Source organism: Weissella viridescens, from assembly GCF_001437355.1.
Lineage (GTDB): Bacteria > Bacillota > Bacilli > Lactobacillales > Lactobacillaceae > Weissella > Weissella viridescens.
Window position 1 is genome coordinate 101264 of sequence record NZ_JQBM01000003.1, and the last position, 17505, is coordinate 118768.

20 protein-coding genes and 1 tRNA gene are annotated in these 17505 nt (G+C 42.1%); 19 read left to right on the forward strand and 2 right to left on the reverse strand.

The window, feature by feature from the left end; translation table 11 throughout:
- The first annotated feature begins 14 nt into the window (after positions 1-14).
- The 18 genes from IV50_RS05470 (at position 15) to accA (ending at position 14923) form a co-directional block, all read left to right on the forward strand.
- Positions 15-755, forward strand: a complete 741-nt coding sequence (locus IV50_RS05470; RefSeq protein ID WP_057746244.1) for an adaptor protein MecA — start codon at positions 15-17, stop codon at positions 753-755.
- Between the two features lie 89 nt (positions 756-844).
- Positions 845-1699, forward strand: a complete 855-nt coding sequence (locus tag IV50_RS05475) for a competence protein CoiA family protein (RefSeq protein ID WP_057746246.1) — start codon at positions 845-847, stop codon at positions 1697-1699.
- A gap of 133 nt (positions 1700-1832) precedes the next feature.
- Positions 1833-3647 (forward strand): oligoendopeptidase F, encoded by a 1815-nt coding sequence (gene pepF, locus IV50_RS05480; RefSeq protein ID WP_057746249.1) that lies wholly within the window; start codon positions 1833-1835, stop codon positions 3645-3647.
- A gap of 108 nt (positions 3648-3755) precedes the next feature.
- Complete coding sequence (locus IV50_RS05485) at positions 3756-4136, forward strand: DUF948 domain-containing protein (protein WP_057746252.1); 381 nt, start codon at positions 3756-3758, stop codon at positions 4134-4136.
- 14 nt (positions 4137-4150) lie between these two features.
- On the forward strand, positions 4151-4750 hold the full coding sequence (locus IV50_RS05490) for a hypothetical protein (RefSeq protein WP_057746254.1): 600 nt from the start codon (positions 4151-4153) through the stop codon (positions 4748-4750).
- Positions 4751-4901: 151 nt separating this feature from the next.
- Positions 4902-5348, forward strand: a complete 447-nt coding sequence (gene fabZ / locus IV50_RS05495; protein WP_057746257.1) for a 3-hydroxyacyl-ACP dehydratase FabZ — start codon at positions 4902-4904, stop codon at positions 5346-5348.
- A gap of 17 nt (positions 5349-5365) precedes the next feature.
- Complete coding sequence (locus tag IV50_RS05500; protein WP_057746260.1) at positions 5366-5827, forward strand: MarR family winged helix-turn-helix transcriptional regulator; 462 nt, start codon at positions 5366-5368, stop codon at positions 5825-5827.
- A gap of 10 nt (positions 5828-5837) precedes the next feature.
- Positions 5838-6809 (forward strand): beta-ketoacyl-ACP synthase III, encoded by a 972-nt coding sequence (locus IV50_RS05505; protein ID WP_057746263.1) that lies wholly within the window; start codon positions 5838-5840, stop codon positions 6807-6809.
- Positions 6810-6890: 81 nt separating this feature from the next.
- On the forward strand, positions 6891-7133 hold the full coding sequence (locus IV50_RS05510; protein ID WP_057746266.1) for an acyl carrier protein: 243 nt from the start codon (positions 6891-6893) through the stop codon (positions 7131-7133).
- Positions 7134-7154: 21 nt separating this feature from the next.
- The gene (locus tag IV50_RS05515; RefSeq protein ID WP_057746268.1) at positions 7155-8120 is read left to right on the forward strand and encodes a DUF561 domain-containing protein; all 966 of its coding nucleotides are present in this window, start codon (positions 7155-7157) and stop codon (positions 8118-8120) included.
- Positions 8120-9055 (forward strand): ACP S-malonyltransferase, encoded by a 936-nt coding sequence (locus tag IV50_RS05520; RefSeq protein WP_057746271.1) that lies wholly within the window; start codon positions 8120-8122, stop codon positions 9053-9055. The genes IV50_RS05515 and IV50_RS05520 overlap by 1 nt, the downstream gene beginning before the upstream one ends.
- Positions 9055-9777: a 3-oxoacyl-[acyl-carrier-protein] reductase gene (gene fabG / locus IV50_RS05525; RefSeq protein ID WP_057746274.1), complete on the forward strand. Its 723-nt coding sequence runs from the start codon at positions 9055-9057 to the stop codon at positions 9775-9777. Before IV50_RS05520 ends, fabG begins: the two co-directional genes overlap by 1 nt.
- Before the next feature lie 24 nt (positions 9778-9801).
- Positions 9802-11034 (forward strand): beta-ketoacyl-ACP synthase II, encoded by a 1233-nt coding sequence (gene fabF, locus IV50_RS05530; RefSeq protein WP_057746277.1) that lies wholly within the window; start codon positions 9802-9804, stop codon positions 11032-11034.
- A gap of 2 nt (positions 11035-11036) precedes the next feature.
- The gene (locus IV50_RS05535) at positions 11037-11480 is read left to right on the forward strand and encodes an acetyl-CoA carboxylase biotin carboxyl carrier protein (RefSeq protein ID WP_057746280.1); all 444 of its coding nucleotides are present in this window, start codon (positions 11037-11039) and stop codon (positions 11478-11480) included.
- A gap of 19 nt (positions 11481-11499) precedes the next feature.
- Positions 11500-11931, forward strand: a complete 432-nt coding sequence (gene fabZ, locus IV50_RS05540; protein WP_112468440.1) for a 3-hydroxyacyl-ACP dehydratase FabZ — start codon at positions 11500-11502, stop codon at positions 11929-11931.
- Between the two features lie 2 nt (positions 11932-11933).
- Positions 11934-13331, forward strand: coding sequence for an acetyl-CoA carboxylase biotin carboxylase subunit (locus IV50_RS05545; protein WP_057746286.1), 1398 nt, complete (start codon positions 11934-11936; stop codon positions 13329-13331).
- Positions 13309-14139, forward strand: coding sequence for an acetyl-CoA carboxylase, carboxyltransferase subunit beta (accD, locus tag IV50_RS05550; protein WP_057746289.1), 831 nt, complete (start codon positions 13309-13311; stop codon positions 14137-14139). The genes IV50_RS05545 and accD overlap by 23 nt, the downstream gene beginning before the upstream one ends.
- 1 nt (position 14140) lies before the next feature.
- Positions 14141-14923, forward strand: coding sequence for a carboxyltransferase subunit alpha (accA, locus tag IV50_RS05555; protein ID WP_082626019.1), 783 nt, complete (start codon positions 14141-14143; stop codon positions 14921-14923).
- A gap of 51 nt (positions 14924-14974) precedes the next feature.
- On the opposite strand, the gene IV50_RS05560 is transcribed toward accA, so the two are convergent.
- A complete protein-coding gene (locus tag IV50_RS05560) occupies positions 14975-16075 on the reverse strand; it encodes a M24 family metallopeptidase (RefSeq protein ID WP_057746292.1) in 1101 nt (366 codons plus the stop codon).
- Between the two features lie 173 nt (positions 16076-16248).
- On the opposite strand from IV50_RS05560, the gene ccpA reads away from it, so the two are divergent.
- Positions 16249-17247 carry a catabolite control protein A gene (gene ccpA, locus IV50_RS05565; protein WP_057746295.1) on the forward strand — a complete coding sequence of 333 codons (999 nt, stop codon included), beginning with the start codon at positions 16249-16251 and terminating at the stop codon, positions 17245-17247.
- Positions 17248-17280: 33 nt separating this feature from the next.
- Here ccpA and IV50_RS05570 read toward each other — a convergent pair.
- Positions 17281-17369: transfer RNA gene (locus IV50_RS05570), tRNA-Ser, on the reverse strand.
- Positions 17370-17505 lie beyond the last annotated feature (136 nt).

Here is a 17505-nt window from a genome sequence, read left to right on the forward strand (position 1 = left end):
GGGGGTGAGATATTATGGAATTTGAACGTATTAATGAAGATACGATTCGCGTTGATTTAACAAATCATGATTTAGCGGAGCGGGGTGTTTCCATTACAGAGCTAATGGGAAACCAAGATGAAATTGAGAGCTTTTTTCGCGGATTATTGGAAGAAGCGGACGAAGATTATGATTTTTTAAATAAGAGTGATGGTGCTGTGTCGTTTCAGGTATTACCAAAGCGCGATGGGCTTGAGGTCTTTATCTCAACTCGTGCACCTGACCAAGCCATGATGGAAGGCATCATGCAGTCAGTGGTTGGTAATCAAGATGAAGATGATGCTCACCCAAATGATGATGTTTCGAGTGATTTACTAAAAAAGTTATTAGGAACGGATGAAGATGAAAGTGGGGATAGCGTCGAAAAGGTTTTTGAACCGAATACAAGTGCTGCACCAAAAAATGCAGCGATTGTGGCTGAAGATGTCCCTAATGTCGCTTTCATGCGCTTTAACGATTTTGAAGATGTCTTAGGATTGGCGCAAATTGTTGGTAGCGGGCTCGAAAATACGCGCTTATACGAAGATAAAGGTAAGTACTACCTTTCACTTGAATTTGCGAACGATTTGAAGCTTGCTGATCGACAAAATTTGTTGAGTGTTGCTTTGGAATACGGGAAGGTGAGTCCCCTAGATCAAGCGGTTGTTGCTGAACATGGGCGCACAATCTTAAATGATCATGCAGTAGATCACCTTAATCAATATTTTAATGTTTAAAATAAAAACTCAGATGTGGGTCATCCACATTTGAGTTTTTTTTGTCAAAATGTTGTTACGTTGCGTCTCTGTTATGGGAGGGGAAAAAGATGCGAAGACATCGAATTAGGATTGACGCGAAGCAACCAGATGAATGTTTCTGGTGCCACAGGGTTGTCTTGCAGCGACGTGGAGTGAATGGCAAAATGGTGAACTATCATAAAGCGCAGACAAATAAGCATGCGACGGAATCGGTCGAACATCAGCAAGGTAAACAAATGCTGGCCAATTATTTTAAACAAAAGCACTATCATGTGGAAATTGAACAATATTTGCCGCAGTTAAAGCAACGAGCCGATATGGTGTTGATGTCAAAGCAGGGGCAGTTGACAGTGATTGAGTATCAATGTGCACGGATCTCGTATGCGGCTGTGGTCCGCAGAACACAATGCTATCAGCAAGCTAATCTACACGTTCATTGGATTTTGGGTGGCAATTATTTGAGACAGTTACCATATGCATTCTTAAAGCTCTCAAAAAACGGACTATATGCCTATTTTTTTCACGAAGAAAAGGTTGAAAAAATAACTTATGATGCGGAAAATAAATATGTGTGGCGCCATCAAAATATTTGTCCAAGACATTTACGGCGTCAAATTATTCGCGGGCTAAAATACGGTAAAACGCCATATCGCCAAATCCAAAGTGACCTTTATCAAGCTGGGTTCAATCTAAACGCAATCCCTGACTGCTGCTTACCCACAGTGTACTTAACCCCTGGTCCCAAGATACCGTATTGGTATGTCTTATTGCAGTTGTGGCTTACCTTATCGCGCGGTCCACAATCTTTAGTGGTGTTGGAGCATGTTGTCACCCAAATGCCTTGGCATAAAAGTGCTTTTATTACTGATACGGATTGGCGCAGGCGATGTTTAATGGATGTTTTGCAATGGTGGACAGCGTAACAGGTCATCACTTGGCACAAGAACCTGATTTGCTTAAATGAGAAAAGTATAATAAAATGACTTAAACAATTGATTTTCAAGCAATTCAAACGATAGTTTGAGATTTGAACGATTAAAAAAGGAGCGTGTTAAAATGGCCAATACATTACCAACCAGAGATGAGGTTCCAACCAGTCAGACGTGGGATCTTAGTACGATTTATCCAACTGATGCAGCCTGGGAAGCGGCCTTTGCAGATTTAAGTGACCGCTTGGATGGGGCAACCTATTTTGCTGAGCACGTCACTGATTCAGGGGCTGCGCTGTTACAAGCGCTTCAATATGGACTAGGGTTGATGCGTGATTTGGAGACGCTCTACGTTTACGCATCAATGAAAAATGATCAAGATACGACTAATAGTCAGTATCAAGGGATGTTTGACCAAGTACAGGGACTAGCCGCACGTGTTTCAAGCGCGATTGCCTTCTTTGATCCAGCAGTATTGTCATTAACGGATGCACAATGGCACGAATTTAAGGCAACTACGCCAGAATTGGCCGATTACCAACACTATTTTGATGCCATTTTAACGCAGAAGGGACATGTGCTTTCGGCAGATCAAGAATCACTTTTGGCGGCAGCTGGCGACGTTTTTGGTGCCTCAGAAAAGACATTTAGTATCCTGGATAATGCAGACATCAAATTTGGTACTGTGAAAAATGATGTTGGTGAGACGGAACAACTATCAAACGGCGTTTATGCGCGTTTATTGGAATCAACCAATCCATCTGTACGTAAAGAAACTTTCCAAACTTTCTATAAGTCTTATATTGCGTTGGAAAATACTTTTGCATCAACGCTATCAAGCCACATTAAGGGGCATAATTTTATGGCGCAAGCGCATCATTATGACAGCGCACGTCAAGCATCTTTGGCTGCCAATCAGGTGCCCGAAGTGGTTTACGACACCTTGGTTGAACAAGTTAACCAAGCGTTGCCATTATTGCACCGGTATGTTGCATTGCGGAAGCGCCTACTTGGTTTGCAAGAACTTCATTCCTATGATTTATACACCCCTATTTTAGGTGAACCGGATTATGCAATTGATTTTGAGTCTGCTAAAGCCGAAGCGTTAGAGGCTTTGGCACCATTAGGGGAAGACTATTTAGATATTGTGAATCAGGCGTTTGACTCACGTTGGATTGATGTTGTTGAAAATCAAGGGAAGCGATCAGGTGCTTACTCTGGTGGGGCGTATGATACAAATCCGTTCATGTTGTTGAATTGGGTCGACAACTTGAATAACTTGTATACACTGGTTCACGAAATGGGTCATAGTGCACACAGTTATCTAACCCGTCATAATCAACCCTATCAATATGGAGACTACCCAATTTTCTTGGCTGAAATTGCGTCAACGACCAATGAAAACCTATTAACGGATTACTTATTAAAGACCGTTGATGATAAGGCTTTACGTGCCTATATTTTGAATCAGTATTTGGATGGCTTTAAGGGAACCGTCTTCCGTCAAACACAATTTGCTGAATTTGAGCAATGGATGCATCAACAAGATGCGGCCGGGGTTCCGTTAACGGCTGAAGTTCTAGACCAAGCCTATGCTGATCTAAATCAGCGCTACTATGGTGAAGCATTGACGCCAGATCCAGAAATTGCTCATGAGTGGGAACGTATCCCACACTTCTATTACAATTTCTATGTATTCCAATATAGTACTGGCTTTGCGGCGGCCACGGCGCTTTCTGATCAGATTATCCAAGAAGGGCAACCAGCTGTTGATCGTTACAAGACTTATCTTAAGGCGGGATCGTCTGCCTACCCAATTGATGTGATGAAGCAAGCTGGTGTTGATATGACGAAACCAGATTATCTTCAAGAAGCCTTTGCAACTTTTGAACAACGTTTGAATGAATTCGAAGAACTTGTGCAAGAGCTAGAACAAAAATAATAAAAAGCCAAACGATTTCAATTGAAGACGTTTGGCTTTTTATTTGAAAGGTGCTTGAGAAACAGGTACAATGAAGGAAATACAAAAACAGAAGCAGTGGAGGTTTTTATGTCATTAGGTGGTTTAGCGTGGCTAATCGTAGCTATCGCCATTTTATTATTACTCGGTTCAATCAGTTTGTTGGTATATCGGATTACACGTCCCTTAAAAAACGTGCTAGTTGATGTTGATATTATTGCGCGTGAAGCTGATGAGTTGCTTGCTAATGCCAATGCATTGATTGATGATGTAAATGGTAAGGTCGGAACTCTAGATCCTGCTGTACAAGCTGTAGCCGATTTGGGTGTCTCAGTGTCTGATTTGAATTCAGCAACCAAGAACCTAACTGGTAAGGCCCGTTCAAAGAATATGGCCAAGGGTGCAACAGCCTTTTCAACTGTGAATGGCTTACGTAAAGGGCGTAAGTCAAGCAAAAAGACAGAAGCTTAAGTGAGGGAAAATACATGGGAAATAAATTCATTAAAACAATCGCTGTTGGTAGTGCCATTGCTGCAAGTGGTTATGCTGTTTATAAGCGACTTGATCAAAAGCAACAAGCCGAAATTCAAAATGAAGTGGGTAAGTTGAGTGATGAAGCTAAGGTGCGCTTGGTTGATGCGCAATACGCAGTCAATGACTTGATCGCCAAGGCTGGTCTTGATGAACAAGCCAATGCGTTGAAGCAAAAAGCTGCTGCTACCTCTGAACAAGTGAAGAAGAGTTCAAACGAGTTGTGGCAAAAGACGCAAAACAAGGTTTCTGATGCACGTGAAGCCGCACAGGCAAAAAAAGATGATGCAGAAGAAACGATTGTGCTAAATTTAGACAATTTGGATGCAATTCAAGCAGATGCGACTGAAAATGAGACGATTTTAAATGAATTGGATCATGCAACCAGCGAAAATGTTGCCGACGACTTAGCAACAATCGAAGCGCAAGTTAAGGCGATTACAGATGACGAAGTCGGTTTGGCTGAATCTGGTAAGCAGGCCTTGTCTGCCGCTAAGAAAACAGGACTAGCCAATTCAGGTAAGTCAGGTTTAGCTGGCAGTGTTTCTAAATAAATAAAATGCGAAGTCCCAAGCAATTGGGGCTTTTTTTGTGCGATTTTTTTCTTAAATATCTAAAATTCAATTGACTTTTTTGTAAAACATTTATATGATTTGATTATCGAATGTTTCGACGTTCGAAATAAAAAGAAAAAGGAGTGACACAATGGTTGCCTTAAATACGACAGAAGTTATGGCACTAATTCCAAATCGTTATCCCATTCTTTATGTGGATTATGTCGACGAGATGGTGCCTGATGAAAGCTTAGTTGCGACAAAGAATGTAACAATTAATGAACCTTATTTTCAAGGTCATTTTCCAGGTAACCCGGTGGTTCCCGGTGTATACATTATTGAAGCAATGGCGCAAGCCGCTTCAATTTTGATTTTGTCTTCCCCTAAGTTTGTCGGTAAAACGGCCTACATGACTGGAGTTGATAAAGCGCGATTCAAGCGCATGATTACCCCAGGGGATGTGATGAAGATGCATGTCCAGTTTGGTAATTTACGTGAAAATATGGGAACCGTAAAAGTTCAGACATATGTTGATGATCAATTAGCAACAAAAGCTGAACTCATGTTTGTTGTCTCAAATGATGAGCAAGCAAATTAAAAGATGGAGAAATAGTGATGGTTGCGAGTGATGACACTTTTGAAGAAATTAACGATGCCCTTGTTGATGTTTTCAATAAGGTTGGCTGGATTGAAGAAGCTTCGTTGCATGAATCAATTTTTAAAGATATCTCTTTAAAAGAAATGCATATCATCGCGGCTATTTCAATGTATGATGAACCGAGTGCATCTGAGGTGGCAAAAGAAGTCCATCTGACACCCAGTTCAATGACGACAGCCATCGATAAGTTGGTTAAGAAGGGGTATGTAGAACGTCGCCGTTCTCAAACTGACCGCCGGATTGTGCGTTTGGGGTTAACGCATCGCGGACGCGTTGTCTACCGTGCGCATCAATCGTTTCATCGTCATTTAACGCATTATTTAGTTGATTCTTTAAATGTGTCGGATATGCAGGTAGTTGAAGATGCAATTTTACATCTCCAAGAATATTTGGATAATCTAAATCAATCTATTAAGTAAAGATGGTGTAATGGAAAAATTTTCGATTTTATCAACGGCATTAGCCGTACCAGCGAATCGCGTTACAAATAACGATCTATCACAAATGATGGATACGTCAGATGAATGGATTAAAAGTCGAACTGGAATTCGGCAACGTCACATTACGCAAGGACAAACGACAACAGACTTAGCCTATGCAGTCGCCCAAAAGTTACTAGATAAGGCGCATTTGGCAGCATCAGAGCTCGATTTTATTATCGTCGCAACAATGTCACCAGATGCGTTGGCCCCAACGGTTTCGACACAAGTCCAGGGATTATTGCGTGCAAACAATGCCTTTGGGATTGATATCAATGTTGCCTGTACGGGTTTTGTTAGTGCTTTAAGTTTAGCTGCAAAGCTAATTGAGACGCGCTATCAACATGGTCTAGTCATTGGTGCTGAGACGTTAAGTCGTTTAGTTGATTGGCATGATCGTTCTACTGCCGTTCTTTTTGGAGATGGGGCAGCAGGGGTCTTAGTTGGTAAGACTGACGCCGAAGTTGGCTTGATTGGTGAAGGATTTAAGTCATATGGTGATCAAGGAGCTGCGCTAACTGCGGGGCAATTAAATCAACATACGGTCTTTAATGCGACTGATGTGCCGACTGATCTATCCTTTCACATGGATGGACGCGCCGTTTATCAATTTGCGACTCGCCGTGTTCCAGAACTCATATTACGAGTCTTAGCGGAAAATGACCTTAGTGTAGATGATGTAGATTTATTTATTTTGCATCAAGCCAATGCACGTATTATTCAGAGCATTGCGCACCATCTAGATCAGCCGCTGGATAAGTTTCCGATTAATGTAGAAGAATATGGGAATACCAGTGCAGCTAGTGTACCTATTCTACTAGCAGAGTTACAGGCTCAAGGTCAACTTCAGCCTGGTCAAAAAATAATGTTGGCTGGATTCGGGGCAGGTTTAACAACTGGTACCACATTAATCCAAATTTAAGTTATAATTATTGTATGCATTTATGCAAAAAAATCTAAGTCGTTCAGCGACTAAAACACAAACCATAGGAGATTATTTATCATGACTAACGAAGAAATTTTTAACAAGGTACAAGCTATTTTGATGGACCAATTCGATTTGGACAAAGATGATGTTAAGTTGACTACAAACTTTGAGGACGATATCGAAGCTGATTCATTGGATTTGTTTGAAGTTTTGAACAATGTTGAAGAAGAATTCGATATCGAATTGGAAGTTGCTGAAGATATCAAGACAGTGCAAGACCTTGTAAACAAGATTCAAGCACAAATTGACGCAAAGTAAGAACGTAAATAAGGAGCTCACATGAACGTACAGTTAGATAACCCAATTTTTGAAAAGTTGGGGATGACCTATCCGATTATTCAAGGTGGTATGGCTTGGGCAGGGACTGGTCAATTAGCTGGTTCCGTTTCGGAAGCTGGTGGCCTTGGTATTATCGGGACTGGTTATTGGCACGCAGATCAAGTCCGAACGGAAATTCAACGTGCACGTGAAATTACGGATAAGCCTTTTGGTGTGAACGTGATGCTTATGTCACGTCATATTCGTGAAGTTTTTGATGTCATTATCGAAGAAGGTGTGAAGGTCGTCGCAACTGGTGCGGGTGATCCAGCACCTTTTCTTGATGAATTGCACGAACACGGTATCATTGTGATTCCCGTGGTACCTTCAGTTGGATTAGCCAAGATGATGGAGAAAAAGGGTGTTGACGCTGTTGTTGCTGAAGGTGCGGAGTCTGGGGGTCATATTGGCTCACTTTCAACGATGACTTTGGTGCCACAGGTGGTTGACGCTGTTGATATTCCAGTCATTGCGGCTGGTGGAATCGCCGATGGTCGCGGTGCTGCGGCGGCAATTATGCTTGGGGCTAGTGGTATTCAGATGGGAACGCGTTTCTTAGCTTCTGATGAATCTGAAATTCACCAAAACTTTAAGGATGCTGTTGTTAAAGCACGTGATATTGGAACGGTCGTTACGGGTGAATTAATGGGTAATCGTGCCCGTGTGCTTAAAACACCGATGGCTAAGCAATACATTAAAAATGAGCGTGTCGAAGTGACTAAGCCAAAGCCAGATGCTGATGCGATTGAGGAACTTGAGAACGGTTCATTAAAGCGAGCTGTAATCGATGGAGACAAGAGCACCGGGGCCTTCATGGCTGGTGAAGCAGCTGGAATGGTGAAGGATGTTAAGCCAGTTGCCGACATTTTGTCAGACACGTGGACGCAAGCATCTGAGTTATTGAATCAAACTTGGAGGACCAAGTAATGCGAATTGGTTTATTGCTAAGTGGGCAAGGCGCACAAAAAGCTGGTATGGGACGCGATCTCTACGAGCAAAATGCGGCTTATCGTGCTGTGGTTGATCAAGCCAGTGATTTAATTGGATACGATTTTCAACAGGAAATCCTGGAAAATGATGAGAAACTAGCTCAAACACAGTATGCCCAGATGGCGATTTACACGATGTCAATGGGAATTTATGCTGCATTAGATGACCAGATTAAAGAACAAGTTGTCGGTGCAGTGGGGTTGAGTTTGGGTGAATATACGGCATTAGCAATCGCTGGTGTCTTGACCTTTGAACAAGGCTTCAAAATTTTGCAGGATCGTGGTCGCTTTATGCAAGTTGCAAGTGATGCGACTGATAGTAAAATGTTAGTTATTTTAGATAAAGATCAGGATCGTATTTTAAGTTTGATTCATCAAGCTCAGTTGGCTGGCGCTACGATTTATCCAGCTAACTTTAATACACCAAAGCAATTGGTCATTGCTGGTTTAGCTGAAGATATTGATCAATTCGCTGAAAACTTACAACAAGAAGATATTAAGGTTGTGCCGCTAGCTGTAAGTGGTGCTTTTCATACACCATTTATGGACAGTGCAGCAGCTGAATTGACACCACGGTTAGCCAATGAGGCGATGGCGCCAATGAACGTACCGGTTTACTCGAATACAACAGGTGCGATTTTTGATGACGTTAAAGCAACATTGACGACACAGATTGTCAGTCCAACACATTTTTCTGATGCACTTTTGGCCATGCAAGCGCAAGGGCTGGATGCAACATTAGAATTAGGCCCAGATAAAACTTTGACGAAGTTTGCCAAGCAAATTTTAGATAAGCATGTGGACCGCTACACAATTAATGATTTAGCATCATTCCAAACGGTTACAGATGAAATTGTAGGTGAGGAAAAATAATGGATTTAAAGAATAAAAATGTTTTAGTGACAGGTTCAACGCGTGGTATTGGTTTAGCAATTGCCAAACGATTCAGTCAACTAGGTGCGAACGTGATTTTACATGGGCGCTCACAACCTAGTGAAACTGTGTTAGCGGATTTTCCTGAGGGAACACCCGTAATTTTAGGAGACATTGCTGACGCGGATACGATTCAACCTGTTATTCAAGCACTCATTGAAGAAGTTGGTCAAATTGATGTGCTCGTTAACAATGCTGGGATTGTGAAGGATACACTTGCTATTCGGATGTCTTCAGCGGATTTTGCTCAGGTAGTTGATACCAATTTAACGGGAACGTTCAATGTTACGCAACCTGTTTTTAAGCACATGCTAAAAAAGCGTACGGGGGCAATTATTAACCTATCTTCCATTGTTGGCTTACATGGAAACATGGGACAAGCAAATTATGCTGCCTCTAAGGCTGGACTTATTGGTTTAACGAAGTCATTGGCTAAGGAGGGCGCTTCACGTGGTATTCGTGTGAACGCAATTGCTCCAGGGATGATTGATTCTGATATGACGAGTCAATTAAGCGAAAAGGTTCAAGCGAACATTAAAGATGCGATTCCGTTGAAACGTCTGGGTAATGCTGATGAAATTGCACAAACGGCACAATTTTTGATCGAAAACGACTATGTTACAGGTGAAACAATCACTGTTGATGGTGGTTTATCACTTTAGTCTGAAACAATTGAGGTATAGAAAATGACAAGAGTTGTAATAACTGGATTAGGTGCAATCACACCGATTGGGAATACAGCTGAAACGTACTTGGATAATTTGATGGATGGGCAAGTCGGAATCGGAGAGATTACGAAGTTTGATGCCTCAGATACTGGTATTTCAGTTGCTGGACAAGTCAAAGATTTTGATCCAGCTGAACGTATTGGTAAGCGCGAAGCCCGTAAAATGGATTTGTTTTCACAATATGGTGTTCATGCTGCTGGTGAAGCACTTGAACAGGCTGGTATCAATGAAGAAAATACTGATCCCAATAAGATGGGGGTCATTTTAGGTAACGGAATTGGTGGTTTGATTACCATTCAAGAACAAGTTATTAAAATGCATGATAAGGGACCACGTCGTGTTAGCCCAATGTTCGTGCCAATGGCTATTCCAAACATGTTGTCTGGAAATGTGTCGATGCGGTACGGTGCAAGGAACGTAAATTACGTGCTTTCAACTGCCTGTGCCTCTGCAACCAATGCGATTGGTGAGTCTTACTTGCGCATTAAACATGGTATGGCTGACGTTATGATTACGGGTGGATCTGAAGCGACTGTTGAAAAGATGGGGATTTCAGGTTTCGCAGCACTAACAGCACTGTCAACAACCAAGGATCCGATGCATGCCTCATTGCCTTTTGATGAAGACCGTAATGGTTTCGTTATGGGTGAAGGTTCTGGAATTTTGATTTTGGAATCATTAGAACATGCCCAAGCCCGGGGTGCTAAAATCTTGGGTGAAGTAGTTGGTTATGGTGCAAATTCAGATGCTTACCATTTGACTGCGCCAACGCCTGATGGTTCAGGGCCTGCTGGATCAATGAAGCTAGCCTTGGCTGATGCTGATGTGACCCCTGAACAAATCGATTACTTGAACGCACATGGAACTGCTACGCCAACGAACGATTCGGCTGAAGCAAATGCGATTACAAGTGTCTTTGGTGAAAAAGGTGTCGATGTATCTTCAACTAAGGGGATGACAGGACACTTGTTAGGTGCTGCAGGTGCGGTTGAAGCAATTGCTGCCGTTGGTGCTTTACTTCGTGATGAGATGCCTGCCAATATCGGTATGACCCACCAAGGTGAAGATACAGCGAGCGTAAAGTTAGTTAAGCAAGGTGAACAAAAGAAGCCAGTGCATTACACGATGTCTGCAAATTACGGTTTCGGTGGTCACAATGCTGCGCTAGTCTTTAAAGAGTGGGGTGAATAGTTTTGGAATTAACATTAGATGAACTAAAGGACTTAATTCAAACGCTTGATGCAAGTTCATTACGTGAATTTTCAGTTAATGAAGGGGAATATACACTTCATTTAAGTAGAAATGAGGCGCCAACGGTCGTTACGCAAACGCAAACGCCGGCGGGACCAGCTCCAGAATCAGCACCTGTAACGGATGCGCCTGTTGTGGAACCCGCTGGAACATATATTACTGCGCCGTTGGTTGGAACAGTTTACCTACGTCCAAATCCAGATGCAGAACCATTTGTGCAAGTCGGAGGCCATGTTAATGCGGGTGATCAAGTTGCTTTAATTGAAGCGATGAAATTGATGACACCGATTAAAAGTGACGTGAGCGGAACGATTAAACAAGTGTTAGTTGCAGATGAAGATATGGTTGATTATGAAATGAACCTATTTGAAATTATACCCGACTAAATAGTAGGGAGGGGGCAGTATCATGGAATTAAATACACAAGAAATTCAAGAAATCTTACCACATCGTTATCCAATGTTACTTGTTGATCGTGTTGAGGAAATTACACCTGGTCAGTCAGCAACTGGTATCAAAAATGTAACGATGAACGAGGAAGTTTTCCAAGGGCATTTCCCTGGAAATCCAACTTTTCCTGGGGTCATGATGATTGAAGCTTTGGCCCAAACTGGTGCAATTGCGATTTTGACATTACCCGAGTTCAAAGGGAAAACAGTTTACTTGGCAAGCATCCCCAAGGCACGTTTCCGTAAGAAGGTTGAGCCAGGTGACCAAATTAAGTTAACGGTCGAATTGGAAAAGTTCCGTGGCAATGTTGGAATGGGTAAAGGGACAGCTTATGTAAATGGTAAGCGTGTCACAACCGCTGAACTAACATTTGCGATTGGAGACTAAGTATGTTTAAAAAAGTTCTAGTTGCTAATCGTGGTGAAATTGCGGTTAGAATTATCCGTACATTGCGTGAAATGGGCATTCAATCTGTTGCAGTTTATTCAACTGCAGATAAAGATAGTTTGCACGTGCAATTAGCTGATGAAGCGGTCGCCATTGGTGGACCACGGGCGCAAGATAGTTATTTAGATATGAATAATATTTTGAGTGCGGCCTTGTTAACAGGGGCAGAAGCCATTCATCCAGGGTATGGTTTTCTTTCTGAAAATGATATGTTTGCTGAAATGGTGACAGCGGTTGGCATCAAATGGATTGGTCCAAGCTCTGAGGTTATCGCTTTGATGGGAAACAAAGCCCAGGCGCGTGAAGCGATGCGTAAGGCCGATGTTCCTGTAATTCCGGGTTCAGAAGGTTTTGTACGTGATATCGAAGCGGTGGAGTCAGTTGCTAATAAAATAGGGTACCCCATTCTGCTTAAAGCCGCCGCTGGTGGTGGTGGTAAAGGAATGCGCTTTGTTTACCACCAAGACGAATTGGCGAGTCAGTTTGCTGATGCACAACATGAAGCACAGGCTGCTTTTGGTGATGATCATCTTTATGTTGAAAAGGTGATGACAAATGTGCGCCATATTGAAATGCAGATTCTACGGGATCAGCAAGGTAATATAGTTTATTTACCTGAGCGTAATTGTTCTTTGCAGCGTAAAAATCAGAAGTTGATTGAAGAAACGCCTGCAGTAGGTGTTTCTGAACAACAACGTGCTGAATTAGGTGCAATTTCAAAACGTGCGGTTGATGCGATTGGCTATGAGAATACTGGAACGATTGAGTTCTTACAAGATGAATCGGGTCATTTCTATTTTATGGAAATGAATACGCGAATCCAAGTAGAACACCCAGTAACTGAGATGTTGGTAAATATTGATTTAGTACGCATGCAGATTTTAATTGCCGCAGGTGAATCATTGCAAATTAAGCAGTCTGATTTACGGATGCAAGGTCATGTGATTGAGGCGCGTTTAAACGCGGAAGTTCCTGAAACTGGCTTTTTGCCAAGCACAGGCACGATTGATCACCTTTTCTGGCCTAACGGTGGTTTGGGTAGTCGTATTGATACAGGTATTTATGAACATGACCAAATTAAGCCATACTATGATGCCATGATTGGTAAAGTGATTGCCCAAGATGACAATCGCACTTTGGCCATTCAAAAATTACGTCGGTTATTAGCAGAAACGCAAATTGATGGTGTTCAAACAAACCGAGGTTTCCAACTCGATTTGTTACATGATGCTAACTTTGTTGCGGGTGATTTTAATACGACTTATATTGAAGATGTCTTTTTGCCAAATTGGCAAAAGCAGCTTGAGGAGGGTGACGATGGGAGCAGCACATCAATTTAAAAATGAACCTTCAGATGCAGCTAAAAGAGTTCCAGACGGTCTTTTTGTTGATTGCCCATATTGCCACACGCATTTCTATGAGAAGCAACTTGGAAAATATAAAGTGTGTCCAAATTGTGGCTATGGGTTCCGTCTAACCGCACATGAGCGTGTTGCACAAGTCTTAGATGATCATTCTTTCGTTGAAACGAATGCAGAACTTTCGTTACAAAATCCTGATTTTCCGGGATATGCAGATAAACTGCATAAAGCACAGCGCACAACCAAGTTGCGAGATGCGGTAATGACAGGAACTGGTACGGTTAAAGGACAAGCAGTCGCAGTAGGCATTATGGATAGTCATTTTGTAATGGGGTCACTTGGAACAATTGTCGGTGAAAAGATTACGCGTTTGTTTGAATTAGCCTTACAAGAAAAGTTACCCGTTATTTTATTTACCGCTTCAGGTGGTGCCAGAATGCAAGAGGGAATACAATCGCTTATGCAAATGGCTAAAATTTCAGGGGTGCTTGCACGTTTTCAACAAGCTGGTCTCTTCTATTTGGTGGTCTTAACCGATCCAACTACGGGTGGTGTTACGGCATCGTTCGCGATGGACGGAGATGTGACATTAGCTGAGCCGCATGCGTTAATTGGTTTTGCGGGACGTCGTGTCATTGAGCAGACCTTACATGAAAAATTACCTGATGATTTTCAACGAGCTGAGTCATTAAAGCAGCAAGGCTTTGTGGATGAAATTGTAACACGAGAGAATTTAGCAGACACAATTGCTAAGTTGGTTCGATTACATCGCAGAAATGAGGCATAACATGAGTTTGTTTAAACACGATTTGGATCCGGCTGAAGTCGTTGCTAAGTCACGTGAGGACCGCTATTCCGCAAATTATATTATTCAATCATTATTTTCGGACTTTTTTGAGATGCATGGAGATCGCCTACAAGGTGATGATCCAAGTATCGTCAGTGGAGTAGCGATGTTGAACGAGCAACCGGTCACAGTTATTGCCATTGATAAAGGCTTAACGTTAGATGAAAAGATTGCCAAGCGTAACGGTTCGCCGACGCCAAGTGGTTACCGTAAAGCGCAACGTATGATGCAACATGCTGAGAAATTTCGCCAACCTATTATTACTTTTATTAATACGCCTGGTGCATATCCTGGTAAAGAAGCTGAGGAAAATGGGCAAGGTGAAGCGATTGCACAATCGATTCTGATGAGTATGAAGATTACTGTTCCAATTATCGCCATTATTTATGGTGAAGGAGGATCAGGCGGTGCGTTGGCTTTGGCGACGGCTGATGAGGTGTGGATGTTCGAGAACGCCACATACTCTGTGCTTTCTCCAGAAGGGTTTGCCTCAATCTTATGGAAAGATGGTAAACGATCGGATGAGGCGGCACGGCTTATGGGCTTAACAGCGGCTGAATTAGCTGATGAAGGCGTTATTGATTATGTTATTCCTGAAGGATGGACAAAGCGTCGCTTAATGCGTTTGGTTCAGGTTCGACTTGAACGTTCAATCGAACGATTGATGAAACTAGACCCAAATGAGTTAGTTTCTAGACGCCAACAACGTTTTCGAAAGTTTTAAAAACTAAAAAGGGTTAGAACACCTCCATTTGGAGGTGTTCTAACTCTTTTTTTAATCAATAATTTGTAAGTCTTTTGTTGTATGCGTAAATGAGTCAGCACCAGCTTCGGTTAGAACGACTGAATCCTCAATACGAATACCCAGGTCTCCTGGAATATAAATACCTGGCTCAATTGAGAAAGCCATTCCAGGCTCTAGAACAAGGTCATTGTTGGGAGCAACTTGAATCGACTCGTGCACTGAACTACCTAGTCCATGACCGAGGCGGTGAACAAAGTACTCACCATAACCAGCCTTGGTGATAACATCACGTGCAATTTGATCTAATTCACCGGTCGTCATTCCGGGTTTAACGGCATCCTGAGCCGTTAACTGCGCTTCAAGGACAACATTGTATACATCGCGTTGATGATCAGTCACGGACTGATAAGCGACCGTACGCGTGCTATCAGAGACATAGCCGTCGTAGACTGTTCCTAAATCAAATAAGGCGAGTTCTCCAGGTAGTAGCTTCGTTTGACCGGTAGAACCATGTGGATTAGCCGCGTGAGCGCCAAATTGAACGAGCGTTTCAAATGACATAGCAGGCACACCACGTGCTTTGATATGATATTCTAATTCAGCCATGACTTCCAGTTCAGTTTTACCGGTTGCTAAAGCATCAAAACCAAATTGAAAGGCGCGGTCGGCATCAGCTCCAGCTTGATGCATTTTTTCAATTTCAGCAGGTGTTTTAATTAAACGCATACGCTCAATTAGAGGCGTTAAATCATCCTTGAACTTCACATTGGGGACGACACGTTGAATTTGTTGGGCACGTTCAAGCGTTAGGGTACCTTTTTCGACAGCCCAATTTTCAAAATGAGTGGTTTCATCTTTAATATGACCAGCAATCATGGCGAAAGCATCTTCTGAGTCTTGGTAACCATAAACCGGGTAGGGCCAACCAGTTGCTTTAACCGTTTCAACTTCAAGAGCTGGAGCAAAAATAAAGGGATCGTTTTGTGGGAATAGCACGAGGGCTAAAATACGTTCAATCGGATCAGATTCGAATCCAGTTAAGTACGAAATTGAGTGGAAATCTGAAATATAAGCGACATCAAGTTGTTGTACATTGAGCCAGTTTTGCAGTTCCTTAATATTTTGATACATAGATGAAAACTCCTTTTTTATTTGATGACTCTTATTGTACACGTTTTCAGAAACCTTGTGTTATTTTCAAGATAATTATGCTAAAATAACTTTTTACGAAATGAAAAAATTATGAAAACATGCTATGATAATAGTGGTAACGCTTACAATGAAAAAGAAGAGGAGTGAGGCGCATGGATAAACCAACAATCACCATTTATGATGTCGCCCGTGAAGCCGGGGTGTCAATAGCTACTGTTTCGCGTGTTATGAATGGAAACGCCAATGTTAAACCTGCAACTAAAGAAAAAGTTGAGAAAGTCATTGCTGACTTAGGTTATCGACCTAATGCAGTTGCTCGTGGGCTAGCCTCACGTAAAACGACTACGGTGGGATTGATCATCCCCGATTTAACGGATCAGTATTTTGCTGAACTGGCACGTGGAATTGAAGACGTGGCAAATATGTATAATTACCAAATTATTTTATCGAGCTCTAACGGAAGTGAGATTAAAAATGATCTCATCGATAACCTCCTAGGCAAGCAAGTAGACGGTATTATTTTCATGGGAAACCAAGTCTCATCTGAAATTGAAGAACGTTTATTGTCGATTGACTTGCCCGTCGTGTTAACTGGGGCACTTGATACACAAAAGAAATTGCCGAGTGTCAATATTGACTATTTCAATGCCTTTCGTGATGCAACGCTGCATTTAATTGAAAATGACCATCGTCGCATTGCGTTTATTTCAGGTCTATTATCGAAATATACAAAACAAGATTACAAATTCCAAGGCTATGAAGATGCTATTGCGCAACATGGTATCAACCACGACGATAAACTGATTTTCCAAGCCGGATATACGTATGAAGCAGGTTATCAATTAGCCCAAGCTGTTAAAACGTCTGGCGCTACTGCAGCGGTTATCACGACAGATGAAATGGCTGCTGGTGTGTTGAATGGGTTGACTGATTTAGGGTTGCACTTACCTCAAGATTTTGAATTAATTAGTAATAATTCGCAGTTAACGCGTATGACGCGACCAGCAATGTCATCGATCACACAACCTATCTATGATATAGGTGCCGTTTCAATGCGTATGTTAACAAAGTTAATGGGGCATGAGGAGTTAGACGATACGCAAATCGAATTGATGCATGGTTTTACAACACGTGACTCAACAGCAAAATAAAAACACCATTTCAATTGAAATGGTGTTTTTTTAAGGAGACAACGGGATTTGAACCCGTGCGCCGGCTCTACACCGGTTCGGCGGATTTCGAGTCCGCTGCATTACCACTCTGCCATATCTCCATGTACAAACAACAATTATAGCGATAATTGCCTATAAATTCAAGAAAACCACCAATAAGAATATTGGTGGTTTTCGATGATAGCCCATCAGGGAGTTGAACCCTGGATGCCGGTGTGAAAAACCGGAGTCTTAACC